The organism is Trinickia fusca (assembly GCF_003628145.1).
GTDB classification, from domain to species: domain Bacteria; phylum Pseudomonadota; class Gammaproteobacteria; order Burkholderiales; family Burkholderiaceae; genus Trinickia; species Trinickia fusca.
In genome coordinates this window covers 45,997-63,768 of sequence record NZ_RBZV01000010.1, presented here as the reverse complement: position 1 = coordinate 63,768, position 17,772 = coordinate 45,997, and the positions used below count along the sequence as shown (strand labels likewise).

Genomic DNA, 17,772 nt, shown 5'->3' with positions numbered 1-17,772 from the left:
TTGGCCTGGCTTAGGCGCTTGCTGCGCGGCCTCGGGCGATTTCGTCGCCGGCGTCGGGCGCAAGCTCGCGCGTAATCGGAATCGAACCTAGCGAGAAGAGCCCGACGACGACGAACGCAGGCCAGAAGTCCGCCCAAGTCGCGTGCGCATGGCCGTGCAGCGCTCGCGCGATTTGCAGCACGATTCCCCCGACCGTCACGCCCAGGCCCAGCGACATCTGCTGCACGACGCTGCCGAGGCTCGTGGCGCGTCCGGCATCGGCATTCGCGATTTCGGCGTAGATCATCGAGTTCAGACTCGTGAATTGCAGTGCCGGGAAGAAGCCGCCGAATAGCACGACGATCCAGATCAGCCAGACCGGTGTGCCTGGAAAGAACGTGCCGTAGGCCGCTATCGCGATGGCCGAGAATGCCGCGTTGTAGATGAGCACCGTGCGAAAGCCGAAGCGCTGCAGCACGTTGGTCGTCATCGAGCGCATGAACATGCTGCCGAACGCGGAGGCACAGGTGATGGCACCGGAGTGGAATGCCGACATGCCGAGCCCTTCCTGAAGCGCGAGAGGCAGCAGGAACGGCACGGCGCCCAGACCGATGCGGAACATCGAACCACCGAGCACGCTCGCGCGGAACGTCGGCACGCGCAGCAGGCGCAGATCGAGCACCGGCCGCTCGGCGCGTTGAGCATGGAGCACATAGAGCACGAGCAGCAGCGCACCGGTCACGCACATTTCGAACGCGGTGCGATTCGATGCGAGCTCGCTGCCGATCAGCGAAAGCCCGAGCAGCATGAGCGAGGCGCCGCACGCCGACAGCATGAACCCGATCCAGTCGAGCGGCCCCGGGTGTGGCTCATGCGTGTTGATGATGTAGCGGTTGGTCAGATAGATGCCGAGCACGCCGACGGGCACGTTGATGAAGAAGATCAGGCGCCAGTGCAGGTACGTCGTGATGAAGCCGCCGAGCAGCGGGGCTACGGCCGGCGCCAACATCGCGGGCAGGCTCAGGTAGTTCATCGCGCGCACGAACTCCGATTTCGGCACGGCGCGGAAGATGATGATGCGCCCGACCGGCACCATCATCGCGCCGCCGACGCCTTGCAGAAAACGCGCGAACGTGAACATGTGCAGCGAGTGTGAGGCTGCGCACATGAGCGAACCCGCCACGAAGATGACGATGGCTGTGCGGAAGACGCTGCGGGCGCCGAATCGATCGGCCAGCCAGCCGCAGATGGGAATGAACACCCCGAGGCCGATCACGTAGCTCGTGATCGCGACTTTCAGCGAGACCGGGTCGCTGCCGAAATCGCGGGCCATCGAGGGCAGGGCCGTCACGATGATGTTGCCGTCGACGCTCTCCATGAACATGGCACAGGCAACGATCAAGGGGACGATGAAAGCTTTGATGGCAAGCGGCATGGAAAACGACGCTGCGGCGCGGTGTCACAAAGCCTGGATTATGCGCCCGGTCTTCCATGCTGCGCGAATTGCTTAGCACAACAATCTGTTGTGCATGCAACAACGACGTGCTGGAACGGGAGCCGGTCGCCGCCGAGATGGCGACGACCGGCAGACCGTTACGCCTGGTAAGCCCGGGCAGGCCGTCGTCTCACCAAATAGTGGGACGACGACCGGCCCGTCACTCGCATTGCTCGGGAATGCTTACCGAGCGAACGAGTGCGACTTGATGTACGACTGCAGGTTCGAGATGATGAGGCTACCGAAGCCCGTCGGGTAGTCCCAGCCCTTGCCGGCGTTGTAGCCGTAGCCACCGTCGCCGTTGTTGCCCGAGGTGATGTCATGCACGAGCGAGGGCGTCGCCGGTACCGCGCTGTAGATGCTCGACGCCGGGAAACCCAGCGAATTCGAGTTGGCCGACTCCAACCGCGCCCAGAACCCGACGAAGATCGGCGAGGACAGGCTCGTGCCGCCGATCTGCTGGATTTGGCCGTAGTTGTAGACGAGTGCGCCAGAGCCTTGCGCCGCATCGAACGAGATGTCCGGCACTGCGCGACCCGTCGGCGTCGGGCTCACCTTCAGCGAGTTTTGCCACGACGGCTTCGGCTCGACCACGCTGAAGCCGCCCGTCGACGCCCACAGCTTGCCGTTGCCGTCGACGCCTTCGTTCCACACCGTTTCGCTGGCCCATCCGCCGCTCGAGTTCGTGTAGATCGTCGTGCCGCCCACGGAGATCACATTCGGCGAGGAGGCCGGCCACGAGATCGAGTAGGTGCTGCCGTCGGGAATGCCGCGATTGTTGCACTCGTAGACGCCTTCGTCGCCCGACGATACCGAGAACGTTTGACCTTGCGCCACAGCCGTCGCGAAGATCTGGTCTTCGGCTGCTACCGTGCCGTCCGCGTTGGCATCGGTTTCGCACCAGCCCAGCGAAACGTTGATGACCTTGGCGGTATTGTCACTGACGGCCTGGTTGAACGCCTGCGTGAGACCCGTGTTGCCGGAGGCGCCTTGATCGGCTTCATAGAACGTCAGCTGACTGACCGCGCCACCTGCTGCGCCGACGATGTCCTGGCTGTCGAGATCCCACTCGCCCTGGCCTTCCTGGTCGTCGCTGTAGTCACCGTTCGGGTCGCCCGTCGGCGTTGCAACGACGTTCACCTGCGCCAGGTTGTTCGCGCTCGTGTACTGGTTCAAGTCCTGCGTGGCCTGGCTCGCGCCACCGATCGTGATGATGGCGACGTTCGTGCTCGCCGCCGTCGGCACGCTGCCGACGTTATAGATCGTCGGCCATTCGGTCGGGTAGTGGCCCGTTTCCGTGCCCGTGGCGAGGATCTTCGCCTGCGTGCGCGGACCCTTGACGGCGTACGTGTGCGCCTTCGTCACGTTCTGCAGACCGAGCACCGACAGCACGCTGTCGCCGAGGGCTTCAGGCACTTGCGCCGGCGCCGTGTTCGCGTACACCTCGTGGCCGTCCTTGCGGAAGTGCACGAGCGAGGTGTTGAACGCGTGCTTGACCGTGCTGGCCGTACCGCTGGCCGAGACCAGCAGGCGATTCTTCGACACGCGGATGTTGACGAAGCCGCTCGAACGCAGGTGAGCGACGACGCTATTGACCTGTGCCTGCGTCGGCGCGTAGTTCGCCATGAACTCCTTGCTCGTCAGGAACTTGTGATAGCGTGCGTCGCCATGCGTCGTCACGGATTGCCCGAGTGCCTTCAGCTGGGCGAGGTTGCGCACCTTCAGCGCGACGACCACATTCGCGGGCGTGCCTGCCGCTGCTTCGATCTGCGGGCCGGTCGCGAACGTCTTCAACTGCTCGGGCGTGAGGAACGCCTTCGTTTCGGTGCTGACCCATGTCGTGGGCGCCGTGGCCGCATGCAGCGGCAGCGCAGCGAACACGAGCGGCAACGCCAATGCTGCACCTTTATACAAACCAGATACCGACCGCTTCGCTTTCAAAGTCGACTTCAATTTGACCTCCTAGGATTGCAACGCCGGGAGACGCCGTATCCGCGGGATAGCGGTAAGTCAACGGATTGGAGATTAACTGCCGTCTCGAGCCTTTGTTGTCATTGACTTTCATTGAGAAATGCTCAATTAATCATTGAGCATGCCTAAACTAACAAGCCAAAAATAAGCTCGTGTAGCTATTAAATATGGTAGTGTAAATGACGGTCTGTATTTAATTAGATATACTTTGCCGGCTTGTGGGGCGTGATTTGCGCCGTATTTGTGCGAAATTTGCCGATTTGAAAATGTTTTGCAGCGTTGTTGCTGGCTATTTGTAATGAATTGGGGTTGTGTAGCACATCGAATGATTACTCTAATGAATATATTAAGTGTCTCGTAATTTGCTTATATCTAAGTGAATCCATTTTGCTAAAGGTGTTGATAAAACGTTTAATACGCAGTTTTGGGCACGTTGCTTGCATGCAAGGCCGCATTATAAAGATCGGTCATGTCGGCTTTGAGTGCGCGCAGTGCCGCGTCGTCGAGATAGATCATGTGGCCACTCGCGTAGTGCGTGATGCGCAGGTTGGCCTGCAGCGACGGCTCGAGCGCCATGTGCGTGAGGTCGTATTCCGTCGAAAAGAACGGTGTGGCCAGGTCGAAGTAGCCGTTGGCCGAAAGCACCCGTAGATGCGGGTTCTGCCGCATGGCCTCCGCCAGATCGCCGGCTGCGTACGGCAACTGCAGTCGCTCTCCCCACCATTGCCGGTGCTTCCAATCCCACATAGCGGACACCGTGTCGTTGAACACGCGGTACGGTTCGCGTGCTTCGTAGTGCAGATCTTGGGCGAGGTGTTGGTGCAGCGCAGCGTCGAAGGCGCTCGTGATGTAGCGTTCCGATGCGTCATAGTCGGGCGTGTCGGAGGCGTTGTCGGTGTCGACGCCCTCGACGCGGCCGTCGTACCGGCCCACGCTGTGCCTGTGCGCTTGCAGCAGCTGCTTGCGAAACTGCGATGGTCGGATGCGCAGGCGCGCGCCGAGGATGGTTTGGACCTCGAGCCCTATATAGCGTGCTAGCTGGGCCGCGACGGCGTCACGCTGCGCGTCGGGCAGCGTATCGCCTTGGGCCAGCGCGGACGCATACGGGCCGGCCGCGAACGTGCGGACTTCGTCGAGAAACGCGGGCAGGTCGGGGGGCTTCGGCAGGGGCAGCTTGTCGTGATACCACGCGATCGCTGCATAGGTCGGTACGTCGCCCACGGCGGCCAGATCGTAGCCGGGCGCGTGCACGTTGGCATTGAGCGCGGCCGACAGCAGCACGACGCCATTGAGCGCGATCTCGTGCTGGCCGAGCCGGTACGCGAGCATCGCGGCCCGTGTGGCACCGTACGATTCGCCGACGAGGAACTTCGGCGAATTCCAGCGTCGGTTCGTGGTCAAGTAGCGGTCGATGAAGCGCACGAACGCGTCGAGGTCGTCGTCCACGCCCCAGAAGCGCTTTCCCGTGGCGCGGCCGACCGTCTTGGAGAAGCCGGTGCCCACCGCATCGATGAACACGAGGTCGCTTTGGTTCAGCAGTGTGTCGGGGTTGTCGGCGAGCACATAGGGCGCGGGTGGTGTGGCGGCCGGGCTCGCGGTGTGCACGCGCTTCGGGCCGACCGAGCCCATCAGCAAGAAGATGCTGGCCGCTCCAGGGCCGCCATTGAAGAGAAATGTGACGGGACGCTGTGCGCTGTCTTTGGTCGGTACGGTGTATGCCACGTAGAACACACTGGCTTCGGCTTCGCCTTTGGTGTCGCGCAGCAGCAGATTGCCGGCCGTGGCCGTGTAATCGAGCTTGTGCCCGTCCACGCGCAGCGAATGTCGGCTGACGCTGGCTTGCTCGGGGGGAACGGCTGTGGCCGAAGCGGCGGGGGAGGAGGGCGGCGATGCCGCGGTAGCGCTCGAAGAGGCCACTACGCCGGACGCGGCCGAGCTGGCCGTGGCCGCAACGGCTGGGGGCGGGATCTCGCGTGCCTCGCTGTGCGCGTGCTCGGGGATCTCCTGGTCTAGCTCCTCGTCGGCGATGGCGGCGCTCGTGGCCGACGCGAAGGAGGTAAGCGCGCAAGCGCACAATGTGGTGGCCAGGATTGTCCGCGCCACGCGCGGCTGGAGGGCGAACGGCAGGGACATGATTGCTCCCGGCATCGGTGCTGCGAATGTGCCAGTGCAGCTTAGGTTGTCGACGACAGGTTGTCCACGAGCACGCAGCAAGTCAAGGCGGCCCCTTGCATACCGCACGATCGGTCAAGTCCTTTAAGATGTCGGCGATCGCCCCCCGATTAATCGAGTCTTCCATCATGTCCTCCCGTCCCCCTGCCGAATTCGCATCGTCCGACAAGAAAAAGTGGCAGCGCGCCGCCTCGCTCGTGCTGAACATCGTGCTGATCGCGCTCGCACTGTGGGTCATACGCGAGTTCATTCCGGCCATCGTTTGGGCTGCCGTCATTGCGATCGCGCTATGGCCCGCGCTGCTTCGGCTGACCGTCGCGCGGAGCGGGCGGGCCGGCACGACGCTCGTCGCGCTCGGCTTGACGCTCGCGGTGGGTCTGTTCGTCGTGCTGCCGTTCGCGTTCCTGTTCGCCCAGACGCTGCGTGAAGCCCATGATCTGCTCGGGTGGTTCAAGGCTGCACAGGCGAACGGCATACCCGAGCCCGACTTCCTCGCGCGACTGCCATTCGCTACGCAGATCCATGAGTGGTGGCAAGCGAATCTGGCCCAGCCACTGCTGAGCCCCTCCGCGATGGGCAGCCTCCATGGGCAGGCCGTCGTCGACGTCGGGCGGCACTTCGGTGCGCTGGCCTTGCGCGGGATCGTGCATTTCGGCTTCATGCTGCTCACGTTGTTCGTGCTGCTGCAAGTGGGGCCGCGCCTGTCCGAGCAATTGCTCAAGGCCGTGCGCGGCATGTTCGGCGCGGAGGGCGCGCAGCACGCGATTCGCATGGCGGCGGCCGTGCGCGGGACGGTGAGCGGGCTCGTGGTGGTGGGGCTCGGCGAGGGTGTCTTGATCGGCGTTGCCTATGTGGTAACGGGCGTGCCGCATGCCGCGGTGCTGGGCCTGCTGACGGCCGTGGCCGCCATGCTGCCGTTTTGCGCGCCGATCGTATTCTGTGGCGCCGTGCTGTGGCTGTTTCTGCAAGGCTCGATGGCCGCGGCGGTCGGCGTGCTCGTGTGGGGCGTTGTCATCGTGTTCATCGCCGACCATTTCGTACGGCCGATCCTGATCGGCAGCGCGACACGCCTGCCGTTCCTGCTCGTGCTGTTCGGCATTCTCGGCGGCGCGCAGACATTCGGGCTCGTGGGCCTGTTCATCGGCCCCGCGCTGATGACGGTGCTGGCCGTCATGTGGCGCGAGTCGATTCGCTGACGCTGACGCCGACGGGTAGGGCTGTCAGTGCGTGCCGCGGGCCTTCGTGCAGGCGAGCGCATGGATCAGCGCCGGCTCGAGCAATTCCCGCCAGACCTGCCAGGTATGGCCGCCGCCCACGATGCGTAGCGAGGCAGGGTTGCCGGCCTGGCGCAGGCGCGTGTAGAGAGAGTCGGCCTCGGACTGGATCGGTAGATCGTCGTCCCCGGCACCGATGAAGAATGCAGGACGCCAGGGCCGGTTCATGTACGCGTCCCATAGCGCGGGGTAGTTGAGCTTGTGCCAGACGCTCGCATCGAATTGCGTCGAGCCGAATACGCCGACCCGGCGGGCAGCCGATGTTCTGGGCGGCAGGTCGGCATAGATCGCGGGACTCAACAACAACACGCCGCAAAACTGCTCGGGCGCCAGCAGCGCGTAACGCAGCGCGCCGAATCCGCCCATCGATACGCCGCCGATCACGCGAGCTTCGCGTTGCGCGGCCACCGCGTAGCGCGATTCGATCTCGGGCAGCAGATCCTCGAAGAAGGCAGTCTCGATCGGCTCCTTTCTGTCGACATACCAGTCGGTTCCGCCTTGCGGCATCACGATCACGACAGGCGGGATTGCGCCACGCGCGATCAGCGCGTCGGCGGTGCTTTGCAAGTGCCCTTGCGTGAGCCAATCGTTGGCATTGCCGCCATTGCCGTGCAGCAGATAGACGGCCGGGTAGTGCGCGTTGCCTGACCGGTAGCCGTCGGGCAGGTAGACCGTATAGGGCCAATCGCGCCTGAGCGTGGCCGAATGGAACGTATGGGTTTGCACGGTGCTCGCCGGGGCGTGAGCGCTCCAGATCGCGAGCGACGCGGCGGCCAGTGCGACGACGAGCGTGGCGAGGCGCCGCGCCAAGGCGGACGTTCGAGCGTTCATGAGGGCGCGACGCGCACCGGCGATACGCGCGACCGATACGCCGTGCGTACGCGCACGACGGCGACGAGCGCGGCGATGGCAACGACATCGGCAATGAGGCCGAACGGCACGTGCAGCAAGCCGTCCGTGACGCGATAAAGCAGGGAGTCGACGATCAGCGAAATGGCCGTGCCGGCGACGAAGCAGACGAGTCCGTCGCGCCCGATCGCGTTGACCCAGGTGAGCTTGCGTGCGGCCTTCGCGATCCAGCCCGCATGCACGAGATCGGCGGCGAGCCAGGCGAGCGCGACGAAATTGGCGACGCGCAGCCACCCGAGATCGGACTTGACGGCAAAGTCGGCATCGCTGCCGAAGCCGGCGAGCTTGGCGCAGGCCAGTGTGGCGACCACGAAGGCGGCGGCCAGGCTGGCATGTCGGCCGATGCGGTGTGCCTTGATGGTCCGATAGAGGGGTTGGCAGCGCGCAAGGATGCCGAGCGCGAACATCAACTGCCAGGCGAACGGGTTGAAATCCCAACTGCCGTCGTCGGTCGTGGGCAGCCAGTCGCTGGCCAGTGCGGCGCCGGCCCACACCGCGACGCTGGCGCAAGCGAGCAGCCACGGCTTGCGCCGCGCGAGCGGCACGGCAAGCGGCACCAGCAGAGCGAACCCCACATACATTGGCAGCACCGAGGCCAGATACGGCTGACGTTCCAACAACAGGATTTCTGTGAGCGTCTGCAAGGGGGCTTCGACGAGGCTTTTCACATCGTCGTCGGCAACATTGGGCGCGGTGACGCCGCATGCATGCAGCACGCAGCTGATCGCGAGCATGAGCCCGGCCGTGACGAGAAACGCGCGATAGATCTCGAATCCGCGTCTGGCGAATCGCCCGATGGCCGCGAACGTACCGTGACGGACGCTCAGCGACAGATAGGCGGTGGCGGCCGCGTAGCCGCCGAGGAACACGAACACTTCGGCTGCATCGTTGAACGCGTAGCTATGCAGCGTGAAGCGCGACAAGATACTGCCGCCGACATGATCGACGACGATGACGAGCAGCACGAGCCCACGAAAGAAGTCGAGCTCGATGGAGCGTTGCGGCGATTTCTGCATGAGGCGAAGAGCGCGGCGATGCGCCGGGATGGCGAACGCCGCTGATTTTAAGCGAGACCGGCCGTCGGCCTCGCTCAGGTCGGCAGATTATCGTCCTCATGCACCCACCCATGAGGCGGCTTCAGACCTCGAGCGGCACCGGATTGCGGAACTGCACGTTGAGCAGATTCCAGGCGTTGATCGTCACGATGACGAAGCCGAGCTCGGCGATTTCCTCGTCGGTGAAGTGCTCGCGCAGGCGGGCGAACGCCTCGTCGCTCGCGTCCGTGTGCGGCGTGCCCGTGACGATCTCGGTCCATTCGAGCGCCGCGCGTTCGCGCTCGCTGAAGAACGGCGCCTCGCGCCAGCCGGCCACGGCGTTCACGTGCCGCGGATCGGCGCCGAGGCGGATCAGGTCGCGCCAGTGCATGTCGATGCAAAACGCGCAGCCGTTGATCTGCGAAGCGCGCAGCAAGACCAGATCGACGAGACGCTCGCCGAGCAGATCGCGGCGCAGCCCGTTCGACAGCTCGAGCAGGTTGCGGAACGACTTCGGAGCGACTTGGAAGTAGTTGATGCGGGCGGTGTGTGCCATTGCTGTACCTTTTCTTGAGGGTTGGAGACCGCCCCTTGCGGCCTCCTTACCCTACAAGACGGGGCACACCGCGAGTTTGTGACAGCTCAGCTGCTCGCGCCCAAAAAATCGGGCACGTGGGCCAGCTTGTCCGGGTTGCGCACCGCGTAAATGCCCGTGATGCGTTCGCCGTCGGTGGCCACGGCCTGCGCCGATTCGAGCTTGCCGTCGATGTAGCGCAGCAGGCCCAGTTGGCCGTTGATGAATGCGGTGCGATAGACGATCCGCTCGGACTGCTGTTCCCGGAAGCTCCAGTACAGATTCGCGATCTGGGACACGTCGCGCACCACATGGAGAAACGCCGCCACCTTGCCGCCGCCGTCGCCGACGAGCTCGATGTCATCGGCGAGCAGGGCCTGGATCGCGTCGCGCTCGCCGCTTTGCGCTGCGCGCATGAAATTCTCGACGACCCGGCGATGCGCGTCTTGCGACACGTCGAAGCGCACGCGCGCCTCCTGCACGCGTTCCGACGCGCGTTGCACCACCTTCCGGCAGGCGACCTCGCTCTTGCCGAGCAGCGCCGCGATCTCGTCATAGTCGCGGTCGAATACCTGGCGCAACAAAAAGGCCGCGCGTTCCTCGGCAGACAGCCGCTCGAGCACCCACATCAGCGCGACCGACAATTCGCTGGCAAGCTCGGCCGCTACCTCGGGCGTATGTTCATCGACTTCGACGAGCGGTTCGGGAAGCCACCAGCCGACATAGGATTCGCGTTCGACCTTGGCCGCGCGCAGCCGGTCGATCGCCAGCCGCGTGACGGTCGTCACGAGCCAGGCTTCGGCCGATTGCACGACGGCATGATCGGTTTGATGCCAGCGCAGCCAGGCGTCTTGCAGAACGTCCTCGGCATCGGCACGAGTGCCGAGCATGCGATAGGCGATGGCGTAAAGGCGTGGGCGCAGCGGCGCGAATGCGTCGCTGCCGTGGGTGCCGGGGGGCAGGGCTGTCGTAGTCATGACGGTAACGATCGATGAAAGTGCGGCCAGGAATCCAAGACGGCGCCGCCCCCGAGTGTGTAACCGCGGTGGCGGCGCTTATTGTGTCGTCTGTGACAGACCGAATTCGCGTGCGAGCACGTCGGCTCGTTCGCTGGCTGCGATCGTACGCTGTTGCGTGCGGCCGTGCGCTACGAGTTTCAGTAGATCGCCGGCGAGAATCTTGCGGCCTTCTGCATTGTGCTGAACGATGACGAGCTTTTGTACGAAGATCGACTCGGGGTGCGTCGAATTCAGATAGTTGGCCGGCACGAAATCGACCCACTCCTGCGGCGACAGATCGAAGCCGTACTGGTTGACCCATTGCCCGTCGACGAGCGCACGCAGCAGATACACGCCGTCGTCACCGCGCGACAGCATGAACGTATCGGCATCTTGCTGCACTTCGACATCGAGCAGATCGAGGTTCATCGGCGCACGGATGCCGTAGCTGCCGAAGCCCAGATCGCAGAGCCAGCGCGTGTTGTCGAGCGTGACGACGAGCGCCATGTGCGTCCGCGGCCGCCGCGCCGGATAAAACATGGGGCGCGCAGCGACGAACTGATAGGGCACGCGGAGCGCTTGCAGCGCCATCGCGAATACGCCGTTGACTTCATAGCAATAGCCGCCGCGCGCGTCGCCGACGATCTTTTCGACGATCTCCTCGGGCACCAGCGAGACGATCTTGCCCGCCTGCACGTCGACGTTCTCGAACGGCACCGTGAACAGCTGGCAGCGCATGAGTTCGGTGACGGTCGCGATGTCGGCTTTGGGCTCGCCCTTGAAGCCGATTCGTTCGAAGTAATGCCGTAGGGAGAAATTGGTTGCCTGCATGTGATGGGGGCTCTCGATCAACGATGTTCAACGATTTGCAAAGAAACGGGATGCCACGAGGAGCGCTTGCTCGACGGCCGCACGGTCGACGTCGAGATGCGTGACCCAGCGCTGACGCGTCGCGCCGTAGGCAGACGTCACCTTGACGCCGTGTTGGGCCAGATGCTCGGCGAAGGCCGGTGCAATGTCGGCGGGCACTTCGACGAAGATGATGTTCGTATCGGGTGGCGTGACCTTGAGGCCCGGCAGCTTGGCGAGCCCTTGCGCGAGTGCCTGAGCGTTCGCGTGGTCGTCGGCGAGCCGCTCGACATTGTGCTCGAGCGCGTAAAGCCCGGCTGCCGCGAGAATGCCGACCTGGCGCAGGCCGCCGCCGAGCATCTTGCGCAGGCGCCGACCTTTGGCGATCAGCGCGGCCGGGCCCACGAGCACGGAGCCGATCGGCGCCCCGAGGCCCTTTGACAAGCACACCGAAACGGTATCGAACGGCCGCGCCAGCGTCTCGACGGGCACGCCTTGCGCGACGGCCGCGTTGAACACGCGCGCGCCGTCGAGATGGCAGCTCAGCGAGTGGCGGCGCGCGAGTGCCGTCGCCGCTTCGACGTACGTCTGCGGCAATATCTTGCCGCCGATCGTGTTCTCGAGCGCGAGCAGCCGCGTACGGGCATAGTGCGGATCGTCGGGCTTGATGTTGGCTTCGATGTCGGCGAGCAGCAGCGTGCCGTCGGGCTGATTCGCGAGCGGCTGCGGCTGAATGCTGCCGAGCACCGCGGCGCCGCCGGCTTCCCAGCGATAGCAGTGCGCCTGTTGGCCGACGATGTACTCGTCGCCGCGCTCGCAATGTGCCATCAGCGCGATCAGGTTCGATTGCGTACCCGACGGGACATAGAGGCCGGCTTCCTTGCCGAGCCGCTCGGCCACCTGCTGCTCGAGGCGCTTGACGGTGGGGTCGTCGCCGAACACGTCGTCGCCGACCTCGGCCGCGGCCATCGCGGCACGCATCGCCGGGCTTGGGCGAGTCACGGTATCGCTGCGAAAGTCGTACTGCAGAACTGCTGCGCTCATCGTTTCCTCCTGATCCAGAAAGTGTGGCCATGGTGGCATGCCGTGTGTCGCCGGACTATGCACAACAGCGCCGAATCTGTTACATAACAGATTTTGCGAAAGAGCACAGGACAGGTCATGCGACGCGACGCGCCACTCTCATCTGACGAGCCTGCCGAGCCGTTGTATCGGCAACTCGCGCAGCGGCTGTCGGATGGCATCGAGCAAGCCGGGCTCGGCGAGGGCAGCCGCCTGCCGTCGGTGCGCACGCTGGCTGCGCAGTACGGTGTGAGCCTCACGACGGCGTTGCAGGCGCTGCGCTGGCTCGAGACCAAGGGACGCATCGAGGCGCGGCCGCGCTCGGGCTACTTCGTCGCGAAGCGGGCGAGGCGCAGCAAACGCACGAGTGTCGAGGGCGTGTCTGGCGAGGCGTCGGACAAGCTCGCACACCGCTGGTCCGATCCGCCGCCCGAGCTCGACTCGCAGGCACGTGATCATCTCGCGATGGTCGGCGAGCCGTGTGCGGTGCGCTTCGATCTGGCGTCGGCCGAACCGTCGCTGTATCCGATCGATCGCTTCAGCGTGTTGCTGCGCCGGCTCGCTTATCAGCATCGCGATCTCGTCGGCTCGCATGTGCGAGGCGCCGGCTATCCGGCTTTGCGGCGCGAGATTGCACGGCAGGCCATGCAGTACGCGTGCGAGCTCGATCCCGACGAGCTCGTCATCACGAACGGCTGCGTCGAGGCGCTGAACCTTGCATTGCGCGCAGTCGTGCGGCCCGGCGACGTGGTGGCGATCGAGTCGCCCGCTTACTTTGTACTGCTGCAAATGTTGCGTGCGCTCGAGGTGAAGGCATGGCCGATCCCGTGCCACCCCGAGACGGGCATGGATCTGCACGCGTTGAAGGAGGCGTTCGCGCATGTGCCGATCAAGGCCGTCGTCACCGTGGCGAACGGCAACAATCCGCTGGGCAGCGTGGCGAGCAATGCGGCCAAGGAGGCCCTAGTGAAGCTGCTGCGCGAGCGCGACGTGCCGCTGATCGAGGACGACATTTTCGGCGACGTCTGTTTCGGCGAGACGCGGCCCGCGCCCGTGCGCGCATTCGATACGCACGGCAACGTGCTGTTGTGCGGCGGGTTTTCGAAGAGCTTGTGTCCCGGCTTGCGTTTAGGGTGGCTCGCGGCGGGGCGATTTACCGAACGCGTGAAGGCGCTCAAGTACACGACGAGCATGGCGACGGCCGAATTGCAGCAGGCGGCCGTTGCCGAGATGCTCGCGAGTGGCGGCTACGCGTTGCATCTGCGGCGGCTCAAGGCCGCGCTGCGGCAGCAGCTGACGGTCATGCGCGAAGCCGTGCTGCGTTATTTTCCTGACGGTACGCAGGTGACCGACCCGGCCGGCGGCTTCGTGCTATGGGCGAAGCTGCCCGCGCTGGGCTCGCGCGCGATCAGTACACGCACGCTGTTCGAGCTCGCGCGTGCCGAGGGCATCGGTTTTGCGCCGGGGCATTTGTTCGGTGAGGGCGGGGCTTATGACGATTGTCTGCGCTTGAATGCGGGCAATCAGTGGACGAGCGAGCTCGAGGCCGCCGTCGAGCGACTTGGGGTGTTGGCGCGACAGGCGGTTCGCGATGACGGACGCTCGCTGCCGTGACCGGACGGCGGGAAGAACATTGCTGGAAATAGCAATCGTAGAGGCGGCATTGCCCGCACTTCCGCGCGGCTTTAGCGGCAGCGCTAATTATGCTTACCGGTCGGTCCATCGATAATTGCTGTGAATTAGGTATTTTTTACCTAATTCATGGTGTGGATTTCATGTAAAAAGTGCGAAAAGAAATGCTAATCTCTTACTTCGGGAGAGAGGCTGTCGATTTCTACACGGTCGTGAATTAAAATCCGCTCCCTGCTGAATAGCCCGGCAAACTAAAGAGGGAACGCGGGATGGCTTACGATAAGCTTTTAGATGCGGTTTACGACGGGGGTTCGCAACGCAATCGTTTGCTCAAGCTCGACACGAGCTTGGGTGAGGATTGGCTCTTTCCGCTCTACGTAAAAGGCACTTCGCGTATCGGACGCGACTACGAATTCGTCGTGGACGCCTTTTCGTATCGGGGCGATCGTATCGATCTGAATGCGCTGGTCGGTAAGGCCATCACGCTGTGGATACAACAGGCGGACGGTTCCTATCAGCCGCATCACGGCTATGTGCACGGAGCGTCGCGTCTCGGCTCCGATGGCTACCTGACTTTCTATCAGCTCCGCTTTTCGTCGTGGATGTACTTCCTGCACTTGCGCCGCGATATGCGCGACTGGCAGGAGGCAACCGGCGAGCAGATCATCGCGGACGTTTTCAACGAACATCCGCAAGCGCGGGGCGCGTATCGTTTCGATCTGCGGCAATCGATGCCTTCGTATTCCTATCGTGTGCAATGGGAATATGACTGGAACTTCGTCCATCGCAGCTTGGAGGAAACGGGGGTCTTCGGTCGCATCGAACAGGCGGAAGACGGCAAGTCGCACAAGCTCGTGTTGATGGACGATTTGTACTTCGTGCCGCAATTGAAGCCGGAGACGGTCAAGTTCGTGCGGATAGGCGTCCGTCAGGAAGCCGATGGCCTCGCGCAATGGAAGGAACAGCAGGAAATCCAGAGCGCGACGTTGACTACGCGCACGTTCGACTACAAGCGCCCGGATTTGCCCAAGCACGTCACGGGTGACGTAGGCCGTAACGACTCCGTTCCGTCACAAGGCGAGGTGTACGACTACACCGGCGCCTATACCTGGGGTGAGTCTGATCACGGCGATAACCAGGCGAAGTTGCGGCTCGACGAGTGGCAATCGAAATCGAAGCGCTTCCATGGTGTGGGCAGTCTGCGCTCGGCGATGCCGGGATACTGGTTCACGCTCACCGGACACCCTGTGCACGACAAGGGCAGTTCCAGCGATCGCGAGTTCGTGATTCTCTCCGCTGCTTGGGCGATGCGTAACAATCTGCCCGGCATGGACGAGGTGGCGGATTTCCCGGAGAGCCTGCGCTCGGAGATCGCCGGTGCTGCTGCGGCGGGCCGCGGTGGGGTGGTCGTCAAGCATGGCGATGGCAGCGAGGGCTTCTTTCAAGTCGAGATCGAGGCGCAGCGACGTCGCACGCCGTTCCGCAGTCCGCGTGAGCATGAGAAGCCCGTCATGCAATTGCAATCGGGCATCGTCGCGGGGCCGGACGGCGAAGAGGCCTTCACGGACCACCTCAACCGCGTGAAGGTGTGGTTTCCCTGGAACCGTCGCAACGGGAAGGATGAGAGCGCATCGTGCTGGATTCGCGCGGCGTTTCCCGATGCCGGCTCTACCCGTGGCGGACACTTTCCGATGCGGGCGGGCGATGAGGTCCTGGTCGGCTTCGTGCAAGGGGACTGCGACCGGCCGGTCATCATGGGAAGAATGCATGGCGGGGATACGCCGCCGACCTGGCACACGAACGCGCTGCTATCGGGATTCCGGTCCAAGGAGTACGGCGGTGGAGGCTATAACCAGCTCGTGATGGATGACTCCACGGGGCAGAACCGCATTCATCTTTATTCGACGAGTGCCGATTCGCATCTGCATTTGGGTTATCTCGTCGATCACTCGGACAACACGCGCGGGGCGTACCTTGGGAGTGGCTTCGATCTGAAGTCGACCGACTACGGCGCGATTCGCGCAGGGCAAGGCCTCTATGTTTCCACGCATCCCACGACGGCCAGCCAGCCGCTCGATGTGGGCCACGCCGCATCGCAGCTGAGCAATGCGGAAAGCGTGATGGAGGCGGTGTCGGGAGCAGGCATACAGAACCGGGCGGAGGGACTGAAACTAGGACGTGACGCGTTGCGTGCATTCACCGACACGACGCAGTTTGCCATCGCCGGCGACCTGTTGGACGGCCGCACGGCAGGGGGAGGAACCGGAGGCGCCAACGGCTTCGCCGACCCGATTTTGCTGCTGGCGAGTCCGGCCGGTGTCGGCGTGTCGACCCAGCAGTCGACACATATCGCCGCCGATCAGCACGTCAATCTGGTGAGTGGTCAGAACACCTACCTTGCAACCGGAAAGTCATTGGTCGCGAGCGTAGTCGAGAAGGTCAGTGTGTTCGCGCAGCAGGCCGGCATGAAGCTCTTCGCCGGGAAAGGCAAAGTCGAAATCGAAGCCCAGAGCGATGAAATGGCGCTCACGGCACTTCGTGATCTGACGGTCACGAGTAGTGACGGGCGGTTGATGCTGGCCGCCGATAAGGACGTCAAGCTCGTCAGTACGGATGGGCAAATGACCGTCTCGTCGAAGCAAGGCATTACGATCACGAGCGGCGGCGCTTACATCAAGATTGCCAACGGGAACATCGAATTGGGATGTCCGGGCGAAATCACGATGAAGTCCGCGAGCTTCCAAATAGTAGGGCCCGCGCAGCTGCCTGCGACGGAGCAGCCTTGGCCGGGGCAAATTCCGAAACCGTATAGCGCGAGGGTCGCGGTCGATAAGCAAATTCATGAATGGATCGCGGGGCAAGCGTCGTCGGTTCCGTACCAATACATTGATTCGGCCGGGAAGGTCATCAGCAGCGGCGTCTTGGATGATCACGGCATGACCGAGCGCGTCTTCCACAAGAGTACGGAGGCGCTGACCGTCTTGCTCGGCAGCAAGGGGCCTTGGGAGAAAGCCGAGCATCTTCTCGAAGACTGCGGGTGCGGTTTCGACCATTCGGACGCTCCCTCCCCAGGGTTCAGCGATCTCGTCGATAGCGCAGCGGGCAAGGCCGGCTCGAGCGAGGAGGGGGACGGAAAGCCACTGCAATCGGCATTGGGCGCAGGGGCGTCGGCCAGCCCAAGTAGCAGCGACGCGGTGCGCAAGGCGCTTCTCGAGCAGTTGGTTTTCAGTCATCCCGACATCAAACAGGCAATTCTCGACGGGGAAGAATGACAATGAAGATGGCAGCAAAGGCCGCCGCAATTCTAGTTGCGGCGTTGTGCACGGTCGGCGCATACGGCGCCGAGTGCACGAACATTCCCGCACGCAAGCCGATCGACCTGGCTGACGGGATCAACGACGTACACGTCGGTACCGATACGTTGAAGGTGGTGAAAGCCTTCGTCAACGTCGGGACTGCGCACAGTTACGACACTTACACGACGTTCGTCGCTCCGAATCATCCTGGCGATCAATGGCTGCATGTTCGGGTGCGCCAGCCCGATAGCGACGTCGCCGATTTCCGGTCATTTGAATCTGCGGACTCGAATGTCCAGGCGATTGCCCTCTACTGTGAGCGCGGGTCATTGTTCGTCGTGCAAGCGGAGAAGATCGGCGCGAACCCGCCCGATCTCTACCTGAAGCCGGCACGCGTCGAGTTTACGACGTACCGATATCACGGCGAGTCCGATTTCGTGCGTTTCGATCAGGACAAGAAGTTTCAGAGCACACAGCCATTCCTGAACGCCAGCGACGGCCTGGTGAAAGAGTTCTTCAAGAAATAG

General features: G+C 63.4%; 13 protein-coding genes. 4 read left to right on the top strand and 9 right to left on the bottom strand.

Annotated features, from left to right (window positions below):
- Positions 1-10: 10 nt before the first annotated feature.
- The 3 genes from D7S89_RS20340 to D7S89_RS20330 form a co-directional block, all read right to left on the bottom strand.
- Positions 11-1,414 carry an MFS transporter gene (locus D7S89_RS20340; RefSeq protein WP_121280476.1) on the bottom strand — a complete coding sequence of 468 codons (1,404 nt, stop codon included), beginning with the start codon at positions 1,412-1,414 and terminating at the stop codon, positions 11-13.
- Between the two features lie 243 nt (positions 1,415-1,657).
- Positions 1,658-3,388 carry a S53 family peptidase gene (locus D7S89_RS20335; RefSeq protein WP_245983093.1) on the bottom strand — a complete coding sequence of 577 codons (1,731 nt, stop codon included), beginning with the start codon at positions 3,386-3,388 and terminating at the stop codon, positions 1,658-1,660.
- A 468-nt stretch (positions 3,389-3,856) separates the two neighbouring features.
- Positions 3,857-5,578, bottom strand: a complete 1,722-nt coding sequence (locus D7S89_RS20330) for a S10 family peptidase (RefSeq protein WP_121280473.1) — start codon at positions 5,576-5,578, stop codon at positions 3,857-3,859.
- Between the two features lie 167 nt (positions 5,579-5,745).
- Here D7S89_RS20330 and D7S89_RS20325 point away from each other — a divergent pair, with 167 nt between their 5' ends.
- Positions 5,746-6,813, top strand: coding sequence for an AI-2E family transporter (locus tag D7S89_RS20325; protein WP_121280472.1), 1,068 nt, complete (start codon positions 5,746-5,748; stop codon positions 6,811-6,813).
- 24 nt (positions 6,814-6,837) lie between these two features.
- On the opposite strand, the gene D7S89_RS20320 is transcribed toward D7S89_RS20325, so the two are convergent.
- The 6 genes from D7S89_RS20320 to ltaE form a co-directional block, all read right to left on the bottom strand.
- A complete protein-coding gene (locus D7S89_RS20320) occupies positions 6,838-7,722 on the bottom strand; it encodes an alpha/beta hydrolase (protein WP_121280470.1) in 885 nt (294 codons plus the stop codon).
- Positions 7,719-8,816, bottom strand: a complete 1,098-nt coding sequence (locus D7S89_RS20315; RefSeq protein ID WP_121280468.1) for an OpgC domain-containing protein — start codon at positions 8,814-8,816, stop codon at positions 7,719-7,721. Before D7S89_RS20315 ends, D7S89_RS20320 begins: the two co-directional genes overlap by 4 nt.
- A 121-nt stretch (positions 8,817-8,937) precedes the next feature.
- Positions 8,938-9,390, bottom strand: coding sequence for a carboxymuconolactone decarboxylase family protein (locus D7S89_RS20310; protein ID WP_121280467.1), 453 nt, complete (start codon positions 9,388-9,390; stop codon positions 8,938-8,940).
- An 86-nt stretch (positions 9,391-9,476) separates the two neighbouring features.
- A complete protein-coding gene (locus D7S89_RS20305) occupies positions 9,477-10,385 on the bottom strand; it encodes an RNA polymerase sigma-70 factor (RefSeq protein ID WP_121280465.1) in 909 nt (302 codons plus the stop codon).
- Positions 10,386-10,463: 78 nt separating this feature from the next.
- A complete protein-coding gene (locus D7S89_RS20300) occupies positions 10,464-11,237 on the bottom strand; it encodes an arylamine N-acetyltransferase family protein (protein ID WP_121280463.1) in 774 nt (257 codons plus the stop codon).
- A 27-nt stretch (positions 11,238-11,264) separates the two neighbouring features.
- Positions 11,265-12,299, bottom strand: a complete 1,035-nt coding sequence (gene ltaE, locus D7S89_RS20295; protein ID WP_121280709.1) for a low-specificity L-threonine aldolase — start codon at positions 12,297-12,299, stop codon at positions 11,265-11,267.
- Positions 12,300-12,416: 117 nt separating this feature from the next.
- On the opposite strand from ltaE, the gene D7S89_RS20290 reads away from it, so the two are divergent.
- The 3 genes from D7S89_RS20290 (at position 12,417) to D7S89_RS20280 (ending at position 17,772) form a co-directional block, all read left to right on the top strand.
- Complete coding sequence (locus D7S89_RS20290) at positions 12,417-13,931, top strand: aminotransferase-like domain-containing protein (protein ID WP_121280461.1); 1,515 nt, start codon at positions 12,417-12,419, stop codon at positions 13,929-13,931.
- Between the two features lie 287 nt (positions 13,932-14,218).
- Complete coding sequence (locus tag D7S89_RS20285; protein ID WP_121280459.1) at positions 14,219-17,221, top strand: type VI secretion system Vgr family protein; 3,003 nt, start codon at positions 14,219-14,221, stop codon at positions 17,219-17,221.
- A gap of 2 nt (positions 17,222-17,223) precedes the next feature.
- Positions 17,224-17,772: a hypothetical protein gene (locus D7S89_RS20280; protein WP_121280458.1), complete on the top strand. Its 549-nt coding sequence runs from the start codon at positions 17,224-17,226 to the stop codon at positions 17,770-17,772.